Raw genomic sequence first — 24,790 nt, 5'->3', positions numbered from 1 at the left:
GACGATCAGAACGTCGAAGTGGCTGGTGCAGCATGAATTGGATGTGCTTGCAGATCAATGATTCTACTCCACCCCAGAGCGAAACGTTGGTCGCGGACCCTATCCTGTCCATTCAGGCAGTCGTAAGATGCAGGCGTTCCACAAGGAGTCCCGATCATGCCGGATGCTGGGGTTTCGATTGCCGCATCGCCCGCAGCGATCGCCGACGTTGACACCGTCCCGGACGGGCTCGAAGTCCTTCAGGACGACCTGCCGGATCTGGTCGCTTTGATCGCGCGCACCGCCCTTTGGGTCGATCCCAAGACATTCCGCCTCCTTCCCACCTGGTATCCGGAGTTCTATCGAGGTGCACCGGCCTACAAGGCCGACTGGCAAACCCGCTACACGAACACCAATCGGACAACGAAGGTGAAGACCGAGAACGTGGAGACCAACATTAAGGCGGGAAAAGCGCTGTGCAGCGCCCTGGGAATCCCAACCGGGAGGAGACCGAGAAACTGGTCCGTGTGTCACCTTTGGGGCGTGGATGATCCGTCATTCCAAACCACGAACAACGTTATTAAGAACGCACGTTACTACTCGTGCGTCGCGAACATGGTGCTTCTTCCTGCTCCGCTGAAGGGCGCGACCGACAGCATACCCGAGGTGAAGCGCATTCTGCGCACGGCGGCTTTCCACCTGTACGGCTGGGTTTGTGACCACGACGACGTGAAGGACGATGCCGATTGGATCCGTGCCGGGAACCTGCCCGAGCACTACCCAGCCGGTTGGCCGGGCTGCACCCCTGGGCCACAACGCATCCGCGTGCGACCGTTGTCGGATGGCATCAGGGATGCCATCTTGAAGCGCATGGCCGAGATCAAGGACGGGCTGGCGACGGAAGGAAACAGCGGCGTTTCGCGCTACCCCTACGATCAGGTTCAAGACGTGCAGCGCTACTGGGCAGCGTTTCTGCAGCGCGTTTGAGGCGTTGGTTCATTCATCCCGACGCTCACCATCAACACCCCGAGTGGCCTCATTTTCTTGTGGATCATCAGGTTCATACGCATTTCCAAAACAGTGGAGCCATAACCACGCTTGCCGATACGCTTGGTGTGGCGTATGCACTATCTGTCGCTGCACCGACAGCGGTTCATCCAAATGGAAAAGTGATGCACGTCTGCGGGATCGACATTCGCGGGAAGGACATCATCCTGGTGCTTGGGGAGGCTTCCTCCGACGGCCTCAAGGTTAAGGCTCTTCCCCGTCCCAAGATCACCATCGCGGATGCGGACAACGCCGAGCAACTGCGCGCGGCGAAGACCACGCTGGAAGGCATCCTTCGGGAGCACGCGATCGAGCGCATCGTGATCAAGGAGCGCCAGAAGTCGGGAATGTACAAGCCTGGCGCAGCGTCCTACAAACTGGAAACAATCGTTCAACTGAACGACGTCTGTCGATCCGTGGAGTTTCTCCACACCAAGACCGCTACCAAGATCCTCCGTGACGCCGATGTGGAACCGCCGACAGCAGACAAGCAATACTGCGAAGAGGCACTTCTGATCGCGACTGCCCTGGCGTTGCGAGAGACCGCATGATGGCGGCCGTCACGGCTTCGGTGGATGGGCTGGATGTTCTACCTGAGGAACTTCTTGCCCATGTGACCAAGGAGATCACCGCTTTCGAGATCGAGCGGGTATCCGACAAAGGCGCCAATGGATACCTTGTGTTCGGCCGAAACAACATATCAGGAAAGAAGATCGCCGTTAAGTATTACTATTGGGGCGGTGAAGATAAATTCCATGCCGAGCCCCAGAAATTAGCGGGCATCAACCACAAGAACGTCATCCAACTCGATCATGCCGGATATGTTAATCGCGAGTGGGCGTTCTTCATCATGCCCCACTTCCAGAATGGCGATTTAGACGACTACATCGCCAGGAACAGCCTCAGCCTGAAGCAGGCGCTGTACTTTGTGCTCGGTATCGCGAGTGCGCTGTCGGAGTTGCACAGCAAGGCGCTGCTGCATCGGGACATCAAGCCTGAGAACATCCTGCTGTCCGATACTGGTGAAGCCGTCATTGCGGATTTCGGGTCCGTGAAACAAATACCAGAAGGCGCGGACACCGTTCCCGGCTCCGGTCATTCGCTCGCGTACCGTCCTCCGGAGTCGTGGGAAGGCTTCTACGGTCGGACGGGCGACATCTATCAGTGCGGCGTCGTGCTTTACCAACTTCTGGGGGGACGGCTGCCGTACAGCGAGATGGACTGGCTCACCGCCAAGGAGAAGAAGGAGTTCGCGACCCTTCCCCACCGCGCGGATCAGTCTACTTTCGTCGATCAAGCCGTGCGCAAGCGGATCCAATCCGGGCGGTTACTCGACCTCGACACCTTGGCTCCATGGGTTCCGAAGTCGATTCGGACGCTGATCAGCAAGGCCACGTCGCCCGCTCCGCCAAAGCGTCACCTGACGGCAAGCGACCTCTGCATTGCCCTGAACCAGCATTTGGTGAAGGCGCCGGCTTGGCAATCGAATGGCTCTGAAGTCTCCATCGACTCCGGCGGGAAGAGTTACCGCATCGTCGAGGCCAAGCCTGGGTTCTACGTCTGCGAGAAGCGGGTCAGTGGGGATTGGCGCAAGCACAACGCAGTCGCGCCTGGTACGTTGGCGGACGTTTGCGCTTCTCTTAAGGACAGCATCTGAGCGCCTATGCGCGCGATGCAGCATCAGGCGAAGATGCGCAAGATCGTGTCTCGATCGGGGATCGTGACGTCGGCGGGCCAACGAGGTATGGGATTGTCCCAGTACTCGTCCCTGCCGCACTCGATCTCGTAGGACAGCCCTTCTGGTGTGTCGGCGACCTTGTGCCGGCTTCCCCTTCGCGCTGAAAGGTTGGCCCACTTCGCCACGACACGCAAGTTGCTTGGTTCGATGAACTGCTGTGCCGCTGCGAGAAGGTGAGCCGCATCAAGCATGCCGTTGCGGATTTCCCCCTTCAGGCGGCTGAGGTGCTCCAAAGTCTCGACTTGATCGGTGTTCCCAGCCAGCAGCGCCTCCACCTCCCGGAATTGCTCGCCAAGTCTGGGCAGCATCAGGGCGACATCAGCCAGCAGGCAGGCGCCACCAGCGACCACCCACGGCTCTTTGCCATCACCACGTTCCAAGCGCGAATCACGCTTGCGAACGATTTCCGCCAACGACTTGAACGTGGTCGGTGCGGCCCTGCGCAGGCTTGCGAGAAAATGGCTGACGGATGAGGCTACACCGGACCATGGCAGTGCAACACTCCGCGACCGGTTGACGATCTCCGTCATAGGACGAACGACATCCGCCAGGATGGCTTTCCGTTCACGAGCCTTGAAGTCGAGGTCGAGTCGTCGCCAAACATCCTCGCCGTACAGGTCTTCGGCGCACGTGCTGCCGCAAAGGGCTTTCGTTCCATCCGGCAGCGACAGCGTGATGCCGATGTTGTGCGGCTGCCGGTTTGGGCAGACAGAACATCGCACCTTCTCTTCACGATAGTCATACCGGTTCAGAATGCCATCCGGCTCCACGCCTTCAGGCACACGATCGACCAGGTTCTCCTGAGCACGCGGATCACCGATCTTCAGACCGGCCTGACGCAGCACTGAGGACCAGACGTTCTCGGTGCGGGAACTCTCGTTCTTGTCGCTCATGCTGTACCATACGTTGTGCTCGCGTCCTTTCTGATTACCATATCCACGAAAGGTCAGACAGGAAAATTGCATATCATCACAGATGATCGCTCGATAGGTGGTTTGATTGCGCGAGATGCTGCTCACCGACCGTTGAGCCGATCCTCAAATGTGATCGCGCCGATTTCGGAGTGGAAGCGGTCTAGGTAGAGCCCCGGCCCGATCCCCCACCTGTTGCTGTACGCACCGGTTCGCCGCTGCCACCAGCGCGTCCCCAACGAGATCGGCACCGCTGGAATCCAATCTCCAGTCCACCCTTCCACAGCAGCCCAGGCTTCGGCCGACAGCCGTTGCAAGCCGACCCGGTCCACTGGATCCAACTCAAGCGCAAGATCGCAGAGGTAGCCAAACCGGCGCGCGGATTCGAACGCAGCCCCGGCCAGTTCCAATCCCCCGAAGCGGCCGCTCCGCAAGAGTTCCAACAAACGGAACAGGTTTGCCTCGGCATCCCGCCAGTTTGCGCCGGATGGCTGTTCACAGACGTCGTTGAGCAAGTTGGACATAGCCATCACCAAGGAGGGACGGTGCTCATGGGTCCACATGCTCCTGCATTTGGTGCGAGTGCGGAAGAGAGAGCCCGATGACGGCCAACCACGCGCCTGACCCCCGGACACGCCAGAGGCCGGCGGGGGGCGAATCCTGACAGTGAACCCGCCGACGTGCTGGCCCGACGTAGGGCTGCGGAGCGCGCCGTTGCCGCGCGCATCATGGCTTGGCACCATGGGCGGGTGCCCGTCTACGTCCGAGATCCGGAGGACGTGCTGGACGAGGACGGCGAAGACCTGATGAAGGATCACCCACGACGCTGATGGAGGAACCACCGCCTCAGTCCGCGTAGCGCACCCTCGCCACCCACCCCGACGGAACGCCGAACAACCGCCCACCGGGGCGGTGGCCGCTGGTCAGCACGCCGCCCACGGGCGCGACATCCGCAACGACGTAACGCGCGCCCGTATCCCGATCACGGTAGCCATAGCCGATCGCTGGCCATCGCATCGTCGCATCACCGGCGGCTTCGGCATCGGCAAGCACATCGGCGATGGCGCGTGTCGGCAGCACATGCGGCGGCGGAATTAGGGTGCCCAAAGGCTCAAGGTCGCCTGGATACGGAACCTCAGCACCGATCAGCCACCAGCAACGGCGTCTGGCGTCCCACCGGCCCACGGTGGGCTGCAGCGGGTCGTCGGGATCGACGACCCAGTGGAGGCCAGGGCGGCGTGCCCAGTCTGCTGTTGCATCCGTCATGGCTCATTCTCCTCCTTCTCCATCGGTTACCGAGGCAGTGGACCATCGGGTTGGTGTCTTCGTTTGGCGTGGCGTTTTGGCGGGGACGTTTCACATCGCGGCTTAGCGTTTTCCAAGAGGCTGGCCCGAGAGCGTGGATCAAATCTTCAATTTGGTTTGGGACGCTTAGGCCGTTGATTTTCCTTAGATCAGCGTAGGTTTTGCGCCGTGCTCTAAAGGTCGAGGCGGAGGCGCCCGCCGTGATCGGAGAAACTCGCCTGAGCGTCGGCGATCTTCGCGCGCGCTATCCACCCGCTCCACCCGCATTGGGCGCGGCGGAACCGCAGGGTGCGCAACGCTGTCCGAGCCGCCGGTTGCACGACACCGTCGAAGGTTACCCAGGCACGCACCATGTCGCCGCTTTCCGGTGGGACGGGCTTTTCGTTTCCGTCGTCCACTCGGCGTAGCCATTCCTCTTCCTGGCCGGCTGCCATGGCCGCCAGTAAGCCAGGAAGGCGCTCCTCAAACCATGCTTCGGTGGTCTCCCGGACCATAACGCTCAGGCGGCGCGGCGCCTCTCCGTCGGCCGCAACGCGTTCGAGGTTCGGCATGAGGTTACGGGGCATAGATACATCAATGGACAGCGCCGTGGGGCTCCGTCCAGCCTCCGCCCGACGAAGGATGATGCGACGGACCATGTTCCGGTTCGCTTCACGGATGCTGCGGATGTCCACGCTGGTCACCGCTCCGAAGGGCAGCCCCAAGGTATTGAGATCGATGGAGCGTCCCCGAACAGGTTGCGTCACTGAAGCATTAAAATGGTGCAGGAGGATCGCTCGCAGCAACGGGCTGCGCTTGCGCCACAATCCGTTTGCGAACAGCACCACGTCAATGGCCGACAACAACGGCTCGCGAACGCAGACGGAAACTCTGGCAAAGAACGGCGACTGACTGTCCGTCGAATTCCTCGAACATTCAATGTTCATTTTCCCCTCCTTCGATACACACGATGTCGAGGCAAGACAAATGTACGGCGACCAAAGAGGAAGATACTAGATAAAACGCGTCCCACAAGGAAACCCTTTGTATGTTTTCACTTCAAACACCAAGGAGGTTCGCATGTCGATCAAAGTCTATCAAAGGGCACACACGATCAGCGAGTCCTCAGACATTCTGTCCTATGAGGATTACCCACGCCAGAGAAGCATCAAGCCACATGTCGTGGCCGCCAAACTCGAAAACATGAAGTCAGGGACCTTTACCGAAGGCAGCATGATCCACTTCGGGCGCATACGCGGGCAGGAACGTCGTTACCTTGTGGACGGCCAGCACCGACTGACCGCCCAAATCCAGTACGGGAAAGCCCTGCTGTTCACGGTATGCGAGTGGGAAGTGGAGGACGAAGATTGCCTGAACCGGCTCTACACCATGTTTGACAACTGTGCGCCGCGTTCGCTGACCGATATGTGCATCGCCCGCGGGTTTGCACAGGAGTTCGGGTTGGAGCCGCAGCACCTGAAGAGCATTGGTGGGGCTATTCCCTTCATCGTCGGCGAATTCGGGATGGCACAGACTAGGCGTCTGGCGAAGAGCATGACGAAAGAAGCCAAATCGGAGGCCATGCGGCCTTTTCTGCCTGCAGCCAGGATATACCTCGACTGCTTGAGTGCTGGCATGCCGAACATTCGCAAGGCGATGATGTCGCCGCCGGTGGTTGCCGTTGCCCTGTACACGCTCGCTAATGCCCCCGAGAAGGCGAAAGCGTTCTGGACCGCAGCGGCGCGGGACGAAGGCATGTACCACGAGGATCCCCCCAAGGCTGCGAACGTGCTCGCCTGCAACGGAACAACGCGGACGGTGGCTGCACGCGTCGGTCTGTGCCAAGCGGTCGCTGCCGCATGGAACGCTCATGTGCAAGGCGTCAAAGCCGCAAGGTTTGCGCCGATCCGCAAACCTCGCGACGTTATTCCGTTGCTCGACACCCCGTTGGAGGGCAGCAAAGTGCTCCGGCGCCCTGCTCAAAGCCGTTCTCTGCGGTCACCAATTGATCAAGCCACCGCCAGTCCGGCGTAGGACGACGCGCAATTTTATGAACGGCGACGAAGATGGAGGAGCCTGCGGCTCCTCCATCTTCCTGTTTGAAGGTGTTTGACGGAACACTTCAAACATCTGTCGAACTCGGTGCTGGAAAGAATGAGTAGGCCCATCAGCCATCGTTGTCGTGCGGGTGCGTTTGCCCGTTTGCACGGTTTTCTACATCGGCGTTAACTCTTCCAAGTGGAAACGATGGAGGGCATCATGACCAACATCCAAACCCGTGTGCGGGCGGCTGTTGAGGCCGAGCCTGGACTGGTCATTGAAGATTATCTCGTGGCCATTCAGCCGCAGTGGACACCGCAACGGTGGAATTCCGCCCACACCAGCCTGCGACGCGCGCTCAAACAGGACGGTTCGCTGTTCGATCTGGTGCGCAACGGTTCCATTCGTGCCACGGCTGAGGCCAAGGCACGCGCACGTCAAGACTCGTGGGTGCACCATGCGCAGACCGGCGTCGCCACCCGCGAACGTGACATTCAGACGACCGGGTCGCGGGCCGTCGCCGCTGCGTTGGTGCGGGTGAATGGCAACGTTTCGCCGACCACACAGGAAAACATGCGGGCGATCGCGGAACTGTCCGCACGCAGCATTACCGAACGCAAGTGGGGCGAAATCGCTGAGCGCCTCAACGGCATCGTTGAGCACGAGGCACTCGCCCGCATGGAGATCAAACACCGTGAGGATCTTATGGCTCGCGACCGGCAGATCATCGAACAGCAGGCCGGCTACATCGCCACCATGGAGGAGCAGACGCGCAACGTCACGGCCATCCTCAACCGGCTGACTGGCGGCGATGGGCAGCCCTCGTCCAGCATGCTCGCGCCGACGCCGCATCGCTGAACGCTGGGGAGGAGGGCGGCATGGCACAAGCCAGCGGCATTCCCGGTCTGGATGACCGCCTGAACCGCATCTTCCAGATGCTGTTCTCAGACAACGAACACGAACAGAGGGCAGCGGCGCGCTCGTTGGTCGATCATGTGCGCCGCAACCGCGTCGCCCCCGGCGATTTGCAAATCGTAACAGAAGGCGATGCTTTCGGGCAGATGATTGCCGAACTGCGTTCCCGCCAAGATACAATTGACCGGCTTCGTTCAGAGGTTCTCACGCTGCGGCAGCCTACCGCACGGGCTAAGAAGCGAGGAAAATCAAAGACCGTGACCGTCGGGGAGGTGGAATGGGCGACCCTTCTCGAACGGGTTCACCCAAACGCGCGACGCCGGGCGGGGGAAATAGCAGCGCTTCTTACGATTTCTCCAGCGACGGCGCGGCGCATGGTAAAGTCCCGCACCATCAAACCCAGCCAACTGGCTGCGCTGCAAGCCATTCCGCCGTATTCGGAACGCCATCCCATCCGCCCTCCGCGCTTCCGAGAAGCCGGAGATAACGGCTCACGGCATCCCCAGTCTGCCGGGGCGCCCCCATCCTTGGAACCGGCCGGCACGGGCGATGCTGCAGTGTAATGCGAACGGGCTCTCCGTTCGCTTGCGTCAAGATTGCGTGGTCGGTGTAATCTGTTGGCGTGGCGGTTTGCCGGGGACGTTACGCACTGCGCCCTAGTCAAGGCGTGCGTCTGCCAGCCCACCGCACGCGCTGCGCCGGCCGAAGATGGTCGGCACCGCACGATCAGGGCCGAAACGGGCGATCAACGGTTCGAGCGGAATGTAGCCATCGCGGCCGCACATGCCGCAGTGGAACACGATGCCGATGCCATTTTGATCACGGAGCAGATGGCCGAGCGTGCAGCCGCCGTCGATCAACAGCATGCGTTTCATAGATTCCACTCGCTGGGCCCTGCTTCAGGCGACGGCTCCGGCGGGCTGTCGACCGCGGGGCACCACCAATGTCCAGGGATCACGACGATCTGCCGGCCACCCGGCGCAGTGACGACCATCGCCTCGTTGGCGAATTCGACGTCCGCCATCCAGTGCTCAATGTTCTCGGCGAATTCCGCAGCGCTGACGGCCTTCATCGGCTCCATCCGATGAGGGCGACGACCGAATCGAAGGTGTCATCGACCGCGAGGATGCGTCCGCCGGGAAGCGTGACCAAGGTGCCGCCCGCTTCCCCCTCGAAGATCCCCTGGATCATGGCGACACGGACTGCAGCGCGCAGACCGGTCTGTCCGTCGCGCAGCAGCAGCACACCAGGGCGCATTCCTTCGACCTCCATGTCCGCCTCCCCGAGGAGCACGAAGCCGGTGGCGCGTCGCGCGCCCACCGGTCTCGTTGCAAGCCGCCGCGCGAGGTGCCTCGCTTGGTGACGGAACAATGATGTTCTTTGTTTGTTCCGAGCACAATGCGAAACCGCCAGAGCGATCACATCGCCAGAGGAGAAGGCGTTGTTGCCCCTAGCCATTCCAGCCCCACCATGCGGTTCTCGGTCGCCCAAGGCCGACGTAGTGCTTTCGTAAGCGCGTCGCGGGAGCCGACCAGCACGGCTTGGGCTTCAGCCCTTGTTACGGCGGTGTAGAGCCAGGCCGGGTCGAGCAGCCTGGTTGGGTAGATCGGGATGATCACGCGCCTCGCTTGGGAGCCTTGGGCCTTGTGGCAGGTGATACCGTAGGCCAACGCCAGGTCGATGAGATCGTCTTTCAGGAAGGTATGTTCCTGCCCGTCGAACAGCGCCTTGACGCCGCCGCTCGCCTCGCCGACCATCGTGATCCGGCCGAGTGACCCGTTCCAAAGGTCCCGCTTGTAGTTGTTCCGGAGGTGGATGACCGGTTCGCCGCGGCTGAACCGCTGCCCCAGGTACCCCTTCATGTCCGGCAGCCCGTGCCGCTGACGGTGAGCCTCATGGAACATGCGATTGATCGGGTCGATCCCCGCCACGCCCTCGTTCGTTGCCGTAACGCAGAGAAGGTTGCCGTCGTCGAAGCCGCCGAGGTCTGTGGCGATTTTCTGGACGGTGGCGAGCAGAACCTCAGGTTCAGCATCGACGAAGGAGACGCCATCGCTGACGCCGGAGTAGGCCGCGAAATCCGGCATCCGGCGGTTCCGGATCGCGGCCGCCACCGACGGGATGCCGGACGCCTCCGTCTGGCGGTGCACGGTCTTCAGGCTGGACGTGATCTCCGGATCCGACACGAGCACGTGGTAGATGAGGCCGAAACCCACCGGCGGCAGTTGGCAGTCGTCCCCAACGAGCAGGAGCCGGGCACCTCGCGGCAGGCGACGCAGGATGGCGTGCATGGTCGGCAGGTCCACCATGGACGCCTCGTCGCAGAGGAGCAGCGCCTTCTCGGTGAAGTTCGGCAGGGTCGGCAGGGCCCGTTCCAGCCGTTCACGTTCGTGGTGATCAAGGTCGGGCTCCTTCAGCCGCTCCAGGCACTCCTTGTAGCGGTCCAGGTCGGCCAGCAAGCGCGTGATCGTCCGAGCCTGGAGTTTGGTCGCTTGGTTGAGGCGCAGGGCGGCCTTGCCGGAGAGGGCGCAACACAGAACGGCGCCGCCCAAGTCTTCCCAAAGGGCCGCGATGGCGCGGGTCGTGAACGTCTTGCCGGTTCCGGCTCCACCCTGGAGGCACGCGACGGGCCTTTGGAGCGCTTCTGAGACGGCTTGGACCTGTTCGGGGTGCAGCCGCCGCCCGTCGATGCCAAAGCCTTCCATGCGGCATTTTATGGCGTTTTGAGAAGGAACGGCGATGGGTCCGGGGTCGAACTGCATGGCCCGCAGCATTTGGACCACGCGGTCCTCCATGATGGCGCAGCCCGGCGCCCGCCATCCTCGCTCGTCCGGGACGACGGCACCGTTGGCGCGCCCAGCGTGCACCGCGGCCTGAATGCGCGGGTGACCGTGCACGACGCCGAGTCGCTTCGCGAGATAGCCGTGCAGCATCTCGTCGGTGAGACGTGTGTGGCCGGCACGGATCGCCATCTTGATGGCGGCGTCCACCGCGCCGACGAGCCGGCGCCGGTCGTCGTGCGGGGCGATCTCGCCGGCCTCGGCCAGCAGACGCAGGCCGAGTTCGTCCACCTTGCTCCAGGAGAGGACTGGAACGAGGCAGTAGGGGTTGCGGTCCAGGCGCTCCACGGCGCTCGGGCCCAGGATGCGCACCACCCGCAGCGCCAGGCGAAGGTTCTCGACGCCCCGAGCCGTCAGCCACTCCACCGTCTTCGTGGTGGCCGTCGTCGCCATCCATTCCCGCACCACGGCCGACGCAAGGCGAACCGACAGCACCGGTCGATCGGGGGCGATGACCCTGGCGATCTCGTCGATGTTGGCCTCGGAGGCCAGGACGCTTCCGAGATCAGGGCGGAAGGCGTCCCACAGGCGCTGCGCCCGTTCCTGGCCGATGCCCGGCAGATGGGTTGCCAAGTAGGTAACGATCAGGCGACCGGTCGGCAGGACGCGAACGGCATGGTCCGCCTCGATCTGATCACCACGTTCGGTCTGCCTGGTCTTGCCTTCGACGGTCCAGATCTCGCCAGGTACTGGCATGCCGACCATGCGGTTCGCCCAAGCCACGACGCGCACTTCGCGGTCCGGTTCCGCCTCGGGTGCGGCCGCGAAGATGCAGCCATACTCCCGCTCGGAAACGATCTTCCGGACCACGACGCGCATCAGCGGACGTCCTCGGTGCGCATGGTCATGCCGGTCTCTTCCAGCAGCCCGAGTTGAGCCCGGAGTTGGTCGATGATGCGCCGCTGCTCCGCGATAATAGCCTCCTGCTCAGCCAACGTCTTCGCCATGTCGCTGTTGGTGTTGTTCAGCATGCGGATGCGCTTGCGGACCGCGTCATCCTCGGCGTCTTCCAAGGCTCGGCTGCCGATGCTGCCAACCCCTTGGATGTCCGCGATGGCGTTCACCGCCGCCGCCAGTTCGGGCTTCTTGAAGAAGTGCTGTTCCTGGCTCTGCTTCAAGCCGATCAGACGAACCAGTTCGCGGACATTGACCTTCCGGTCGGGCGTGATGGGCAGAGTGGGGAAACGCTGACCTTCAGGCGCCGCGTGCCACTTGGCGTCGGCTTCCTCCAGCCACGGCTCCAGTTTCTGAAGGATCTCAGGTAGGATCGACTTCATCGCCATCGAACGGCACCAGTTGTTTCGGCGGAATCTCATCGGGACGCGCGTTGGTCACCAGGTACTGGTGCATCTCAGCCAGGTGCTCGACTACTCCAAGTTCAAGCAACACCGCGGGCAAGCCGCCCTTCCGACGGACCCTCTTGCCGTCGTACTCCAGACCGCAACGAGAGAGTTTCTCGACGTCGGTCAGCGAGGAGAGCGTCTGCTCCAGGGCGGTTATCCACCCGCTCTTGATCGTCAGCGACGAACCTGTGCCCGACCCTTCTCTTCCGGTGCTGCCATCCTTCAGCCACGCGGCAAAGTCCACCCCCGGCACGATCCGCGCAAAGAGTTGCTGCGCCCGAACAACCTTCTTCTCGGCGAGCAGTGCGCGGTCGTACAGATCGCGTAGCAGAGCCCGTTCGTTCGGATCCTCAACCGAATCGATCGCCCTTAGATGCGCATTCGACGCCCCCGCATTCGGCTTCTTCGAAAACACCTGCTCTCGTTTTCGGGCCTCAAGGTACTGCCACATGCCAAGGTAGCCTGGGACACCCTTCTTCTTGCAGTCATTCCGAATCGACTGCGCCTTCGGACCTACCTCTCGCCCATAGGATCCCTCGATGTACCTCTGCACGTCAGCACCCGTGATCTCCACCTTCTTGCGCTGGAGCGCGTCGCAAGCCTCCTTGAGGCGCAGCAGCGTCTCGCGGCGTCCATCATCCTTCGCAGCCTCCATGAGGCTCTCGAAGATCTGCGCAGATGTCGGGGGTGCCGCCGTTGCTGGAACCATGGGCGTCACGTCTCCGTGTCCCGATGATCACTATCGATAACGATCGCTTCGTCAGAACTCGGCAGCGCTCCATTGACCATGCGCTCTCCGAAGGCCGCGATCGTGGCTGGTAGATCTTGGCTGAAGTCCACCAAGCGCCGTCCTCCATCCAACAGGCCACTAAATTCGCCTTCCGGGATGGACTTGAGGAAGACCTCGCCCAGCATCACAGCAGCGCGGTCACGCGTCTTCGGATCGAGACGCACAAGGAAGGGGTCGAGATCGTTCTGCGACAGGATGTCGTTGAGCAATTCCCGGTGGTCCAACACGATGCCCTTGTCCGGCTTGAAGCCGGGCATGATGTCAGCAGAACGAACCAGTTCCTGAAGAAGATGGAAGTCGGTCTTAGCCTGCCTTGCAACGCTGACCTCTCCAGCGTCAGCCCCGATCAGGACGAGTTGACCACCATCCCCTTCGGCATTCGCGTCCATCATGTCCAGGACGTGATGGATGTATTGCACCTCCGCCGCCCACTCGATGGAGACGTTGGATGCCTCTTCGTACAGGCCGTTGATCTGGGCCTCGTAGATACCGGTGCCTTCGCCCCGCTCTTCCGCTGCCGTACTGTCCTCCAGCAGACCGGTGATCCGCTCTCCGATCTTCCGCAGTTCGTACATGAGTCGGTTGGCGTTGTAGACCAGACCGCCCAAGAAGGACGGGCCGGTGAGACGGTACCGACACAGCGAACACGCCCTGGGGCGGGGTACCGGGACGGCGCCACCTTTGGTTCCCTCACCACCGGTGTCGCACTCGCCACCGGGGCAAATGCCATCGACGAAGATGTGGAACGACCCGTTCCCGAACCCTTGTGGGTTGTCTCGGACCAGGTCCTTGCCCTGCGCAGACGGTCGAATATTGACGAGATGTTCGAGCAGATCCTCAATCTGCGGAATGTCGAGGTCTGGGATGGAAGCCGGGCTGGGATACCGCCCCAACACGTCCCTGAGGCGCGCGTTCAGGTTCTCCATGCGAGTGCGGTTGTAATACAGCGTCATCACGACGGTTGCGTGCCCGACGATCTCCATGACCATCGACGGCGGAAGACCGCGCTCGATCAGGTTGGTGATGCCGCTGACGCGGAGTGAGTGGATGTCGAACAGGGACACCCGCTCGGCCTCTTCTCCGTTCCCATCAAGACGGGTCAGGTGCAGCGGGCGCTTGTCCTTGCGCTCCGGAGAAGCGTTGATCTCGTCCTCCACAGCCCTGACCAGCCTGTGCCAGTAGGCGTCAAGACGGCGTCTCTGCAACGGATAGCCATCGTCGGTGATGGGATCGCGGAAGAGCGGAAAGCATGTTCCGACCGCAGCCTTAACGACGGGGTTCTTGATCTCGTTGTAGTTCTTCTTTTCGAGAAGCGGACACTCGCCAACGTTGTTGTTTGCCCTGTTCCATTCGGCCAGCATCCGGATGTAATCAGCCAACTCTGGAGGGCACCACGGGATCCGGTAGCCGGACCTAGCGTCGCTCACACCGGTCTTGTTCGTGTTCACGTAAACACCGAGGAACGGGTCACCTTCCCACCCCTGCTCGATGTAGAGCACTCCCTTGGAACGCCCATTCCTTGCGTGTTCTGACGTATTGCGAAGCCACCGGAGCCGCTCGACATCCACGGTTTCCTCATCCGCCTCGCCCGAGTCGAGAAAACGGACCTGAAAGCCACGCAACGGCAGTTCCAGAAGGAAGTGGATGGCGACCGCAACGCCTGGCCACCACATCTTCCGCACCTTGTCAGTTGCCGGGTCTCGCCTCTCACAGTAGTGAACGTCCAGAGACCTTGAGAACGCGAATTCACCGCGACAGTTGAACTCGCGAATGTAGGACATCAAGTCGATGCTGAGCGGCATCCTCACCGTCTTGCGACGGCTGTCGCCGGACCTGAACTTATCGAGATCGTACACGATAGGGTTCTTGATCGCCAGGTTGCGCTGACTGATCAAGAGATCGAAGAGTTTCCCCAACAATCGAACAATGGTCAACTTCCTGTCGTCTCTGATGTCCATGGACAACACATACGATCTGAAGCATCCGCCCTTTGGTTCGCCACTATTAATGTGCCGATCTCGAACGACGTCGGTTAGATCTCTGGGACGTTCATCCAACGACCAGAGGTAGGCAAGCCATGAGTTCGCAGCGCGTCGGTGATCATCCATGTACATGTGGTTCAGCGCACCCATCACACTCTGAAGCGCGTCCCCCCATCCGATGATCGTTGCATCGGGGTGATAGTTCTCCACCCCTGTCGGAAGGTTGTTCTTCTTCGGATAGCGTGTCCACTGGAACAGATCACGCCCTTCCAGCCCCTCATCTTCCAGTTTTGCGGCGCCATGAACCTGTTCCGACCAATGGCGCAGAATCTTGAGCGTAAGCGACCTAATGACGGTTTCGCCTACGGCCTTGTTGTCTGATCTGTAGTCATAGAAATCTTTATTGAAGTCGCGGTGCACATCGTCCATCTCTTTGATGGTCGTCAGCAACATGGAGCGCAGCACCGCCGGCAGGCGCGGAAGGTTGTTGGCCCTGCCATACCCCGTGGTCAGATCTTCAAGTGCAGCAACCGTCGAATCGTAGATTACCCGACGCGACGCGGCCAGCCATGCCTCATTTGGCACATAGTTGACGCTGCGCCCCCAGTTTTCAGAAGGAAAGAGCAAGAATCCTTCTCGATGCAGGAGGCACAGCAAGAACGTAACCTGTGGCGGAATCACAGCCGCGGACGTCTTGTTGGCGAACGTTGAGGTGTGTTCAGCCACCATACGTTCCAATCCGTCGATCCACCCTCCGCCGTTGAGGAATTCGTCCTTCGTAGGGGGCAGCCATTTGCGCAGCGGCTTCTTTGCTACGTGCCGGAGGTCGCTCCACGTCTTGCCGATAACCTGAAGCACCCAAGCCCGCTGCTCGCCAGCGTTCATCAGGTGCAAACGCCCAACCTCGGCAACCAACTCCAAGGGCAGCACCTCAGTCTTGAGCAACTCACAAATTCCATTGTAGGCGTTGGTGCCAACCACTCGCTCCGGCTGCCTGCTCTTGCTCCACGTTACTTCGGAATATGTCGCCGTCAGATACCAATGAAGGTGCTTTAGGTACTCCGACTCGTACATACCCCATACACGAGCCATGTCCTTGTCTTTCGGCTCGCGAAACAGCAGGAACTGATCTTTGGACATGTTGGCGAGCACAACGCGATCAGAGCCAGGGTACTGGTACTCCTTGCAGAACTCGCTGTTCGGACGCAGCATCAGAGACCCTCCAAGGACAACTCCAGCACAGCAGGTCTCAGCGGCAACTCTCTGAGCCTCATGTTCAGGCGCGAAGCATCCTTCCCGTAGCCGTCGTGCGCCTCCACCGATCCGTGATGCACAAGTCTTTGGATCTCATCCGGACGGAACCCGGAACCTTTGAGGAAGTGAACGTACTTGTGCCGAAGGGAATGGAGCGTGTAAGGGCCCGTGTACGGTTCAACACCGATCCGGCGACATGCCCTTTCCCATCCTTTCTTGATGTTGCTCATCTTCAAAGGCTGCCCGAAGTGCTGCGTCTTCGGATCGTCGTTGATGAGAAGGAAGGGATGAGAGTTCAGCACCCCATTGGGCACTCTTGGGTACACCTGCTTGAGAAGGGCCTCGTAGTGCTGATAGTAGACCTTCGCCCACTCCTCACTGATCCAGAAGACCTGCGAGATATGCCTCAGAGGGTTGTCTTCGGCCATCCCCTTCCAACCCGCGAACAGAGGATCCTTTTCGTCCAGACAACGCGGGCGTAGCCGGTAGCGAGACCGTAGCGCCTCTAACCGGGTGACGCTGCCTGTCGTCAGACGCCCTGTGTAGGTGGACTCCGTGGGATGCGCGAGAACCACCAGAGGGACGTCGGAAGCCACATCGTCTGGGAACAGGTGCGGCCTGAAGCGGCCCGGCAGCACGTCGTCTCGCCACAGGTGCAACTGTTCGGAAATGCGAGGGCCGCCGAAGGCGCCCAGGATGAACACCATCCGCTGAACGATGCTGGGCGTCTCTGCGATCAGCCGACACAACTCGTCTTGTGGAATCGGACGTTCGTTGCCCACCGCCTCCTTCCGTCGCCGACTTTTTCTCCGGCCCAAACCCGGAAGGACGGCCTTCTGTTGGCTGCGGTGTCGTGCCAGGTGGAAGAAGAAGTCACGCTGCCCCATGGCGGAGTTCTGGAAGTTCTGCTTCATGAGCGTCACGGACTCCTGCCGGGTGTCCGCGAGACGGAACAACGGGACGTAGCCAAACCGATCCACACACCACCGCGAGAAACGGTAGATGTTGTCTTGATCTCGGAGATAGGTCCTGTAGTTGACGGAGGTCCAGTAGAGGCCGGTCGGGTCAGAGCCGTCCTCGTCCAGCATCGTTCCGTTTCCTCGCGCAGCGAAGAACTTCAGGATGAGCACCTGGAGTTCCTCTGCCGTGAGGACCCTGTTTTTCTCGTGCAAAACGAGGAAATCATGGAGCATGCCGACGGCAAAGGCCGCAGCCCGCAGGCGCTGCAAAGTAGTCCCGGTGAGGATCTCGTTCAGGGCGAAGGACACCCATTCGCGTGACACCTGCGGGCTTCCGTGGAGATCGTCGAGGATCAATACCGGCAGGTATTGTCCCTCAATGTTCGTACGGACATCGAAAACGGAGAATGTTCTTGGTTTGTTCGGCACAGGCATGACCGCCTTCCTCCGAATCTCGAACCGCCAGGTTACGGCCTGGGCAACGCTTCGAATGCCAGTATGGGTATGGCTTAGCAGATTGCAAGCCCAAAATAGGACTATCATCCCTATGTCGTAGTCGCCGATGAGGCGTTCAGTATGTCCGGGAAAGGGACGATTCGTTTCGGCCTGCGCCACCTGCGACGGCTTCTTCTTCCGCGGCAAGGAGATCGCGGTGGTCGGCGGCGGCAATTCCGCGGTGGAGGAGGCGCTGTACCTCACCAACCACGCCTCCAAGGTGACGGTCATCCACCGCCGCGACAGCTTCCGCGCGGAGCGGATCATGCAGGACCGCCTGTTCCGCAACCCGAAGATCGAGGTGGTCTGGGACAGCGTGGTCGAAGAGATCGTCGGCGAGGGCGACGGGTCCATGGGCAACCCGCGCGGCGTCACCGGCGTGCGCGTGAAGAACGTGAAGTCGGGTGAGGAGCGGGTGATCCCCGTGGCGGGCGTGTTCGTCGCCATCGGCCACGTGCCGGCCACCGCCGTCTTCAAGGGCAAGGTGGAGACCGACGCGGAGGGCTACATCGTCACCGCCCCCGATTCGACCGCCACCAACGTGCCGGGCGTCTTCGCCGCGGGCGACGTGAAGGACAAGATCTACCGGCAGGCCGTCACCGCCGCGGGCATGGGCTGCATGGCCGCCCTGGAGGCCGAGCGCTGGCTTGCCCACCACGAGGGCGAGCCGAGCCCCGCCGGCAACTGGTAAGGCTGGCAAGGTACGAAAGCGGGAGGCCGGGCGTCCGGCCTCCTCATCGCCGCCGGGTCAGCAGCCTGTCCACGCTGAAACGCCCGGGCCCGGCGGCGATCAGCGCCAGGAAGCCGCCGATGATGGCGAGGTTCTTCATGAACTGGATGCGCTGCATTCCCTGGGCTTCCGGCGGATAGGCCCAATAGCGGTGGGCGATCAGTGTCGCCATGATGGTGAAGGCGATCAGCGCCGCGGCGGCCAGCCGCGTCCAGGCCCCCAGCACCACGGCCAGCCCGCCGAAACACTCCACGGCGGCGCCCAGCGCGGCCAGCAGCATCGGCATGGGCAGCCCCTGCCCTTCCAGGCTTCCGGCGAATCCGCCGAGATTCATCAGCTTGCCGAAGCCGCTCTCCACGAAGATCGCGCCGAGCAGAAGCCTCGCGCCCAGCAGCAGAAGATCCTGCCCGCCCGTCGCCGCCCGGTCCGTTCCCCGCGTCCTGTCGAAGTCGTAAGAGGCCATGGCGTCCTCTCCCTGCCCATCGGACATTCGGGAAGAAACACGACCGCTCACCCTGTTGTTTCGCGCCACCCCAATAAGGATGGGGCGCCGCCCCGAAGGACGGCGCCCCATCGAAAATCGCGAAGCGCTGGACGGTGCGGACTATTCCAGCATGGAGCGCAGCATCCAGGCGGTCTTCTCGTGGATCTGCAGGCGCTGGGTCAGCAGGTCGGCGGTCGGCTGGTCGTTGGCCTGCTCCGCGGTGGGGAAGACCTGACGGGCGGTGCGGGCAACGGCCTCGTGCCCCTCGACGAGTTGGCGCAGCATCTCCTGCGCGTTCGGCACGCCCTGCTCCTCCTTGATGGAGGCGAGCTTGGTGAACTGCGAGAAGCTGCCCGGCGCCGGATAGCCGAGCGCGCGGATGCGCTCCGCCACCTCGTCCAGGGCGGTCCACAGCTCCGTGTACTGGGTCATGAACATGGCGTGGAGCGTGTTGAACATCGGACCCGTGACGTTCCAGTGGAAGGAATGCGTCTTCAGGTACAGCGCGAAGGTGTCGGCCAGCACGCGGTTCAGCCCCTCGGCGATGGCCTTCCGGTCGGCTTCCGCAATCCCGATGTCGATCTGCATGGTTCCTCTATCCTCCGACGGGTTGTCTTCCATTCTTGGCTGCAATCGAGGCTACGCCCAGTTGCGTCCCGGGTAAAGGCCCTACTTTAGAAGAGTTCTAAAAAACAGCCCTGCGCAGCTCGCATGCCCCGGCGTGCCGTGTGAACCACCATCCAGACAAGCTTGGGCGCGCCGGGGGCGGGTCAAGATGTGCGCTGCAACAGCGTTCGTATCAAGCGTCCCGGACCGCAAGCCGCGCGGCGTCACCGATACACGCCGACATAGGCGACGAGTTCCTGCCCCGGCACGCGCTTCACGAAGGTGACCTTCGGCTCGATCCGGTTGCTGGACGGGTTCAGCCAGCGGTATTCCACCCAGCCTTCGCCCGAGTCCCGCGCGACCGACAGGATGTCGCGGACGATGTCCCGCCCGTCCGGGTCCTTCACGTTGATCACGCTCATCCCGATTCCGGCGGGCCGGGGCGGATAGACCCTCCAGACTCCGGCGAAGTCGATGACGTTGACGTAGATCTCGCCATGCTTGAATTCGCCGTCGCGGTTGAACGCATCCGCCGCCGCCTCCAGCCCCTTCTCCACGATCAGGTCCACCGCCTTCAGCGCGATCGCGCGGGCCTCCTCCTGCGCCGGCCTGTGCATTTGGGCCTCGGCGCCCGCGATCCGGACGGTCGCGATCAGGACGGCGGCCAGAAGGACCCATAAGACGCGGGCCGGCGGCAAACGGACGAAGGCGCGCATGGCAGATCCCCCAGGCCGGCCGATGCCGGGACGTGACGTTCGAGTAAGGTCGCTGTTCGCTTCCGTGCACTTTCGAAAGAAAGCCCGCGTCCGGCAATGCGGTATCCTGCGGCCTATTGCCGCAAAGACCCGGTCGCGCCACACTGTCCTTCGACATCCGGGGATTGAGAAGGCGCATCCGGGTCCTCCGCCAGCGGATCGGCCCCACCGAACGGAGCGCACCGGCCCCGACCGCCAATGGGAGGAGCAACGCATGCGCATCGCAATCATGGGGGCGGGCGCGGTCGGCGGCTATTTCGGCGCGCGGCTTGCGGCAAGCGGCGCGGTGGCAAATGGCGCAATGGAGGTGCATTTCATCGCCCGCGGCCCGCATCTGGAGGCCATCCGCAGCGGCGGCCTGCGCATCGAAAGCGAGGCGGCGCCCTTGCACCTGACGGACGTCCGGGCCACCGACGACCCGGCGGAGGTCGGGCCGGTGGACCTCGTGCTGTTCGCGGTCAAGCTGTGGGACACCGACCGGGCCGCGGAGGCCTGCCGCCCGCTGCTGAAGCCCGGCACCGTCGTGGTCTCCGTCCAGAACGGCGTCACCGGGCTGGACACGCTGTGCCGGATTCTGGGACGGGAGCATGTGGCCGGCGGCGTCGCCCACATCGGCGCCACCGTCGCCGCCCCCGGCGTGATCCGCCACACCGGCACCCTGGCCCGCCTGACCTACGGGGAGCTGGACGGACGCCCCTCCCCCCGGCTGACCGCCTTCCACGCGCTGGCCGAGGCGGCCGGGTTCGAGGCGGTGCTGTCCGCCGCGATCCTGCGCGCGCTGTGGGAGAAGTTCGCCTTCCTGGCGCCCTTCAGCGGGATCACCGCCTTGACCCGCCAGCCCGCCGGGGTGATCCGCCGCGTGCCGGAAACCCGCGCCCTGTTCCTGGATGCGGTGGCGGAGGTCGCCCGGCTGGCCCGCGCCCGCGACGTGGACCTGGGCACCGGCATCGTCGCCCGCGTCGAGTCCCTGCTGGACAGCCTGCCGCCCGCCATGGCGTCCTCGATGCTGAACGACCTGACGCGGGGCGGACGGCTGGAGCTGCCCTGGCTGTCCGGGGCGGCGGTGCAGTTGGGGGCGGAGCTTGGGGTGCCGACGCCCGTCCACCGGGTGGTCGCGGCGGCCCTGGCGCCCTACGCCGACGGACCGCCATAAGGAAAGACACCCCGGACGGGGCGGCGTGACGTCATGCCGCCCCTTTTTTCCATCGACAGGTCCCCCGGCGCGGGTGGACCATGACGTTGAAAAGGCACCGCTTTCAAAGCACCGGACCAGTCCGGCTTCCTGCAGGCCCGCCCAGGCCGCCCGGCGTTCCGGCAATCAGCCCATACGGGACCAAACGGGAGGTGTGCATGCCCCATACACAGATCCAGACGGCCCGCTGCGCCGCGCTGGTCGGCCCCTATCTCAGCGGCAAGACATCGCTTCTGGAAAGTTTGCTGTCCGCCGCCGGGGCCACCACGCGCAAGGGCAGCGTCCGCGACGGCAACGCGGTCGGCGACAGCTCTCCCGAAGCCAAGGCCCGGCAGATGAGCGTGGAGGTCAATCTCGCCTCCTTCGAGTATCTGGGCGAACGCTGGACGGTGCTCGACTGCCCCGGCTCGGTCGAGCTGGTCTGCGAGACCCAGAACGCCCTGATGGTGGCCGACGTCGCCGTGATCGTGGCCGAGGCGGCGCCGGAAAAGGCCGTGCTGCTCGCCCCCCTGTTCAAGTTCCTGGACGACAACCGCATCCCCCACCTGCTGTTCATCAACAAGGTGGACGGCCTGGGCGACTTGCGGGTGCGCGATGTGGTGCAGGCCTATCAGGCGGTGTCGGCGCGCAAGCTGGTGCTGCGCGAGGTGCCGATCCGCGAGGGGGGGAAGATCACCGGCTTCGTCGATCTGGTCAGCGAGCGCGCCTGGCACTTCAACCCGCACAAGCCGTCCAACCTCGTGCAGATCCCCGACAGCCTGAAGGACCGCGAGCACGAGGCCCGGCAGGAGATGCTGGAGGCCGTGGCCGACTATGACGACGCGCTCCTGGAAAAGCTGCTGGAGGACGTCGCCCCCGACACGCAGGAGGTCTACGACCGGCTGGCCAGCGAACTGGCGGAGGATCTGATCGTCCCGGTCTTCTTCGGCTCGGCGGAGAACGACAACGGCATCCGCCGCCTGCTGAAGGCGCTGCGCCACGAAGGACCCGACGTCGCCACGACGGCGGAGCGCGCCGGCATCCCCGCCGACGCCGCGGTGGCCGCCCAGGTCTTCAAGACGCTGAACGGCTCCCACGCCGGCAAGATCAGCCTCGCGCGGGTCTGGCGGGGCACGGTGAGCGACGGCATGACGCTGGGCGGGGAGCGGGTGTCCGGCGTCTTCCGCATGATGGGCCACAACCAGGAAAAGCTGTCCCAGGCGGCGGCGGGCGAGGTGGTGGCTCTGGGCCGGCTCGACAAGGCGGCGACCGGCGACCTGCTGACCGACAAGGGCAACGCGGGCCGCCCGGCGCCGTGGCCGGAGCTGCCGTCCCCCGTCTTCGGCCTCGCCCTGCACGCCCAGAACCGCAACGACGAGGTGAAGCTGACCGCCGCCATCCAGAAGCTGGTGGAGGAGGACCCCGCCCTGCGGCTGGACCAGTCCGCCGACACGAGCGAACTGGTGCTGTGGGGCCAGGGCGACATCCACCTCCAGATCGCCATGGACCGGCTGCGCAACAAGTTCAACGTCACGGTCAAGGGCGTGCCGCCGCAGGTGCCCTACCGCGAGTCGATCCGCAAGAGCACGTCCCACCACGCCCGTTACAAGCGGCAGACCGGCGGGCACGGCCAGTTCGCCGACATCCATGTGGAGGTGAAGCCCCTGCCCCGCGGCACCGGCTTTCAGTTCGAGGACGGCATCGTCGGCGGCGTCGTGCCGCGCCAGTTCATCCCGGCGGTGGAGACCGGCGTGCGCGACTATGCGGTGCGCGGGCCGCTGGGCTTCCCCGTGGTGGATTTCGCGGTGAAGCTGACCGGCGGGCAGTTCCACGCCGTGGACAGCTCCGAAATGGCCTTCAAGACGGTGGCGCGGCAGGCGATGACCGAGGCGTTGCCGGCCTGCGACCCGGTTCTCCTGGAGCCGATCCTGACCGTCTCCATCGCCGTGCCAAGCGACTTCACGTCCAAGGTCCAGCGTCTGGTCAGCGGACGGCGCGGGCAGATCCTGGGCTACGACGCGCGCCCCGGCTGGCAGGGCTGGGACGAGGTGAAGGCCTATCTGCCGCAGGCCGAGATGCACGACCTGATCGTGGAACTGCGGTCGCTCTCGCTCGGCGTCGGCACCTTCACCTGGAGTTTCGAACGCTTGCAGGAACTGACCGGCAAGGCCGCCGACAAGGCGGTGGAAATCCGCAAGGAGGCGCTGGCGGCGCAGTAGCATTCAAGGGGTCGAGCGGTGAAGGCCATGGAGCCGGAGGGTTCATCCTCCGGCTCCATTTTTTTGCCACCGTCCTGGCGACGGTGCAGGACCGCGCAAAGCAGGGAAAGAAAATCAGCTGCACAATAAATCAGTCCAACAAACCAAAAGTAGTTGTTTGGCGACCTGTCATGTGTTGACGGCAATCGAGAGGTGCATGGATTGCGCTTCTGGTATTGGGTATACCAGCGCAGATTCTTTTTATCGAACAACGGAGGCAATCATGACCTACGCGACTGTAAGCCACCTTCACACCAACCGGAACGGTTCGACCGGCACGACTTTCATCCAAGCCTTCAAGTCTTTCATGGAAGCCTGGTGCGAAAAGTCCCGCCTGTACGGCTTCCTGTAAGCCATGCCTTGCAGCAAGCCGGGCAACACCGGACGACGAAAGGGCCGCGATCGTGTCGCGGCCCTTTCCGATTCCGGCCTTACGCTGACCGCCGGCACCTGACCGTTTCCGGGCGCCCCCGTTTCACTCAGGCGCCTCACTCCGGCCTTTCATTCCGGTGTTTCAACTCCGGCGCCTCTCCGGCAATCCACAAATGACGGCGCGCCCCGCGCGGGGCACGGTTCATGTTGGCCGGGCGCCCCCAGGGCCGTACGGGCGCGAGGATGGCGCCGGGGTCCTTGTGACTGTCCCACACCGAGTTCAGCACGGAAGCGATGTAGGTCGCGGCGAACGTGGCGAGGCACAACGCCACGGCGAGTGAGATCGGTTCCAGGATCATGGGAACTCCCACGCATTCGGTTCATGGCGCCGAATTCAGGCGGCGCAATCCTTCGGAGCGATGCCCCGGACAACAGGTTTGCCGCCGCGTGTTGCACGGCTTTCCGCTCGCCCTACCCGTAAGGATAGGCGTTTTCAGTTCCCGAACACCTGCGCATTTTTCACAATACGGCAAAACACAAAACGATGTCGTGGTTTCCCGTCGCGGAACCGGGTCCTTCAAAAAATTTTTGCATTTCGGGGATTAATAACCTAGGCCCGCAAATCACCGGTCTTCACGAAGACCCAAAGCCGACTCAGCGGCACTCAGTTTTCATCCCTGAAAACTGAAAAAATTTTTGTCCCCGCAAAGCATCGGAACGAAAGAAGGCTGTTCCTGGATTCACAGGAACAGCCTTCGGGGAGGAGACGCAGCGTGCGGCCCAAGCGCGCTGAGTCCAACGGCATATGGACGATCTTCCGGTCGATGGCAACCCGCA

26 protein-coding genes and 1 pseudogene are annotated in these 24,790 nt (G+C 62.7%); 11 read left to right on the top strand and 16 right to left on the bottom strand.

Features of this window, described 5'->3' with window-relative positions; all coding sequences use genetic code 11:
- Nucleotides 1–156: 156 nt before the first annotated feature.
- From DS843_RS13715 to DS843_RS13705, 3 genes are read left to right on the top strand one after another with little or no spacing between them, the layout of a single operon-like run.
- Entirely contained in the window at nt 157–966 is an 810-nt protein-coding gene (locus DS843_RS13715; RefSeq protein ID WP_149469451.1) for a hypothetical protein, read from the top strand.
- A 59-nt stretch (nt 967–1,025) separates the two neighbouring features.
- Nucleotides 1,026–1,577, top strand: coding sequence for a DUF3010 family protein (locus DS843_RS13710; RefSeq protein ID WP_149469450.1), 552 nt, complete (start codon nt 1,026–1,028; stop codon nt 1,575–1,577).
- Complete coding sequence (locus tag DS843_RS13705) at nt 1,574–2,683, top strand: serine/threonine protein kinase (protein ID WP_149469449.1); 1,110 nt, start codon at nt 1,574–1,576, stop codon at nt 2,681–2,683. Before DS843_RS13710 ends, DS843_RS13705 begins: the two co-directional genes overlap by 4 nt.
- 23 nt (nt 2,684–2,706) lie before the next feature.
- Here the strand turns inward: DS843_RS13705 and DS843_RS13700 are convergent, their stop codons facing one another.
- Complete coding sequence (locus DS843_RS13700) at nt 2,707–3,783, bottom strand: hypothetical protein (RefSeq protein ID WP_149469448.1); 1,077 nt, start codon at nt 3,781–3,783, stop codon at nt 2,707–2,709.
- Nucleotides 3,780–4,199, bottom strand: a complete 420-nt coding sequence (locus DS843_RS13695; protein ID WP_149469447.1) for a hypothetical protein — start codon at nt 4,197–4,199, stop codon at nt 3,780–3,782. The genes DS843_RS13700 and DS843_RS13695 overlap by 4 nt, the downstream gene beginning before the upstream one ends.
- A 156-nt stretch (nt 4,200–4,355) precedes the next feature.
- Between DS843_RS13695 and DS843_RS31195 the strand changes: the two genes are divergently transcribed.
- Complete coding sequence (locus tag DS843_RS31195; protein ID WP_167525303.1) at nt 4,356–4,505, top strand: hypothetical protein; 150 nt, start codon at nt 4,356–4,358, stop codon at nt 4,503–4,505.
- A 16-nt stretch (nt 4,506–4,521) separates the two neighbouring features.
- Here the strand turns inward: DS843_RS31195 and DS843_RS13690 are convergent, their stop codons facing one another.
- Together DS843_RS13690 and DS843_RS13685 are read right to left on the bottom strand one after the other, a co-directional pair.
- Complete coding sequence (locus DS843_RS13690; protein WP_149469446.1) at nt 4,522–4,941, bottom strand: hypothetical protein; 420 nt, start codon at nt 4,939–4,941, stop codon at nt 4,522–4,524.
- 212 nt (nt 4,942–5,153) lie between these two features.
- A complete protein-coding gene (locus tag DS843_RS13685) occupies nt 5,154–5,906 on the bottom strand; it encodes a hypothetical protein (protein ID WP_149469445.1) in 753 nt (250 codons plus the stop codon).
- A gap of 133 nt (nt 5,907–6,039) precedes the next feature.
- Here DS843_RS13685 and DS843_RS13680 point away from each other — a divergent pair, with 133 nt between their 5' ends.
- From DS843_RS13680 to DS843_RS13670, 3 genes are all read left to right on the top strand, one after another.
- Nucleotides 6,040–6,993: a ParB N-terminal domain-containing protein gene (locus DS843_RS13680; protein WP_149469444.1), complete on the top strand. Its 954-nt coding sequence runs from the start codon at nt 6,040–6,042 to the stop codon at nt 6,991–6,993.
- A 225-nt stretch (nt 6,994–7,218) separates the two neighbouring features.
- On the top strand, nt 7,219–7,857 hold the full coding sequence (locus tag DS843_RS13675) for a hypothetical protein (RefSeq protein WP_149469443.1): 639 nt from the start codon (nt 7,219–7,221) through the stop codon (nt 7,855–7,857).
- Between the two features lie 20 nt (nt 7,858–7,877).
- A complete protein-coding gene (locus DS843_RS13670; protein ID WP_149469442.1) occupies nt 7,878–8,477 on the top strand; it encodes a hypothetical protein in 600 nt (199 codons plus the stop codon).
- 93 nt (nt 8,478–8,570) lie between these two features.
- Here DS843_RS13670 and DS843_RS13665 read toward each other — a convergent pair whose 3' ends face one another.
- The 8 genes from DS843_RS13665 to DS843_RS13630 all read right to left on the bottom strand — a co-directional run bounded on the left by DS843_RS13665 (nt 8,571) and on the right by DS843_RS13630 (nt 17,517).
- A complete protein-coding gene (locus DS843_RS13665; RefSeq protein WP_149469441.1) occupies nt 8,571–8,780 on the bottom strand; it encodes a hypothetical protein in 210 nt (69 codons plus the stop codon).
- Between the two features lie 5 nt (nt 8,781–8,785).
- Nucleotides 8,786–8,986 (bottom strand): hypothetical protein, encoded by a 201-nt coding sequence (locus DS843_RS13660; protein WP_149469440.1) that lies wholly within the window; start codon nt 8,984–8,986, stop codon nt 8,786–8,788.
- Nucleotides 8,983–9,186: a hypothetical protein gene (locus tag DS843_RS13655; RefSeq protein ID WP_149469439.1), complete on the bottom strand. Its 204-nt coding sequence runs from the start codon at nt 9,184–9,186 to the stop codon at nt 8,983–8,985. The genes DS843_RS13660 and DS843_RS13655 overlap by 4 nt, the downstream gene beginning before the upstream one ends.
- Before the next feature lie 146 nt (nt 9,187–9,332).
- On the bottom strand, nt 9,333–11,573 hold the full coding sequence (locus tag DS843_RS13650) for an AAA family ATPase (RefSeq protein WP_149469438.1): 2,241 nt from the start codon (nt 11,571–11,573) through the stop codon (nt 9,333–9,335).
- Nucleotides 11,573–12,037 (bottom strand): hypothetical protein, encoded by a 465-nt coding sequence (locus DS843_RS13645; protein ID WP_149469437.1) that lies wholly within the window; start codon nt 12,035–12,037, stop codon nt 11,573–11,575. The genes DS843_RS13650 and DS843_RS13645 overlap by 1 nt, the downstream gene beginning before the upstream one ends.
- On the bottom strand, nt 12,012–12,752 hold the full coding sequence (locus tag DS843_RS13640) for a hypothetical protein (protein WP_149469436.1): 741 nt from the start codon (nt 12,750–12,752) through the stop codon (nt 12,012–12,014). The genes DS843_RS13645 and DS843_RS13640 overlap by 26 nt, the downstream gene beginning before the upstream one ends.
- Before the next feature lie 59 nt (nt 12,753–12,811).
- Entirely contained in the window at nt 12,812–16,081 is a 3,270-nt protein-coding gene (locus DS843_RS13635; RefSeq protein ID WP_149469435.1) for a VPA1269 family protein, read from the bottom strand.
- Nucleotides 16,081–17,517 carry a site-specific integrase gene (locus DS843_RS13630; RefSeq protein ID WP_167525302.1) on the bottom strand — a complete coding sequence of 479 codons (1,437 nt, stop codon included), beginning with the start codon at nt 17,515–17,517 and terminating at the stop codon, nt 16,081–16,083. Before DS843_RS13630 ends, DS843_RS13635 begins: the two co-directional genes overlap by 1 nt.
- A 151-nt stretch (nt 17,518–17,668) precedes the next feature.
- Here DS843_RS13630 and DS843_RS13625 point away from each other — a divergent pair.
- Nucleotides 17,669–18,268: pseudogene (locus DS843_RS13625) on the top strand (FAD-dependent oxidoreductase); the annotation flags it as partial.
- A gap of 43 nt (nt 18,269–18,311) precedes the next feature.
- On the opposite strand, the gene DS843_RS13620 reads toward DS843_RS13625, so the two are convergent.
- The 3 genes from DS843_RS13620 to DS843_RS13610 all read right to left on the bottom strand — a co-directional run bounded on the left by DS843_RS13620 (nt 18,312) and on the right by DS843_RS13610 (nt 20,113).
- Entirely contained in the window at nt 18,312–18,770 is a 459-nt protein-coding gene (locus tag DS843_RS13620; RefSeq protein WP_149469433.1) for a DoxX family protein, read from the bottom strand.
- A gap of 141 nt (nt 18,771–18,911) precedes the next feature.
- Nucleotides 18,912–19,379 carry a Dps family protein gene (locus DS843_RS13615; protein WP_149469432.1) on the bottom strand — a complete coding sequence of 156 codons (468 nt, stop codon included), beginning with the start codon at nt 19,377–19,379 and terminating at the stop codon, nt 18,912–18,914.
- Between the two features lie 242 nt (nt 19,380–19,621).
- Nucleotides 19,622–20,113, bottom strand: coding sequence for a cache domain-containing protein (locus tag DS843_RS13610; protein WP_149469431.1), 492 nt, complete (start codon nt 20,111–20,113; stop codon nt 19,622–19,624).
- A gap of 253 nt (nt 20,114–20,366) precedes the next feature.
- Here DS843_RS13610 and DS843_RS13605 point away from each other — a divergent pair, with 253 nt between their 5' ends.
- From DS843_RS13605 to DS843_RS31760, 3 genes are all read left to right on the top strand, one after another.
- Entirely contained in the window at nt 20,367–21,305 is a 939-nt protein-coding gene (locus DS843_RS13605; protein ID WP_149469430.1) for a ketopantoate reductase family protein, read from the top strand.
- Between the two features lie 197 nt (nt 21,306–21,502).
- A complete protein-coding gene (locus DS843_RS13600) occupies nt 21,503–23,542 on the top strand; it encodes an elongation factor G (RefSeq protein ID WP_149469429.1) in 2,040 nt (679 codons plus the stop codon).
- A gap of 262 nt (nt 23,543–23,804) precedes the next feature.
- Nucleotides 23,805–23,933: a hypothetical protein gene (locus DS843_RS31760; protein WP_286192084.1), complete on the top strand. Its 129-nt coding sequence runs from the start codon at nt 23,805–23,807 to the stop codon at nt 23,931–23,933.
- A 136-nt stretch (nt 23,934–24,069) separates the two neighbouring features.
- On the opposite strand, the gene DS843_RS13595 is transcribed toward DS843_RS31760, so the two are convergent.
- Entirely contained in the window at nt 24,070–24,312 is a 243-nt protein-coding gene (locus DS843_RS13595) for a hypothetical protein (protein WP_149469428.1), read from the bottom strand.
- Nucleotides 24,313–24,790: the final 478 nt, after the last annotated feature.

Source organism: Roseomonas genomospecies 6 (genome assembly GCF_008365375.1).
In the GTDB taxonomy this organism is placed as follows: Bacteria; Pseudomonadota; Alphaproteobacteria; order Azospirillales; family Azospirillaceae; genus Azospirillum.
This window is presented reverse-complemented; position numbering and strand designations above follow the sequence as displayed.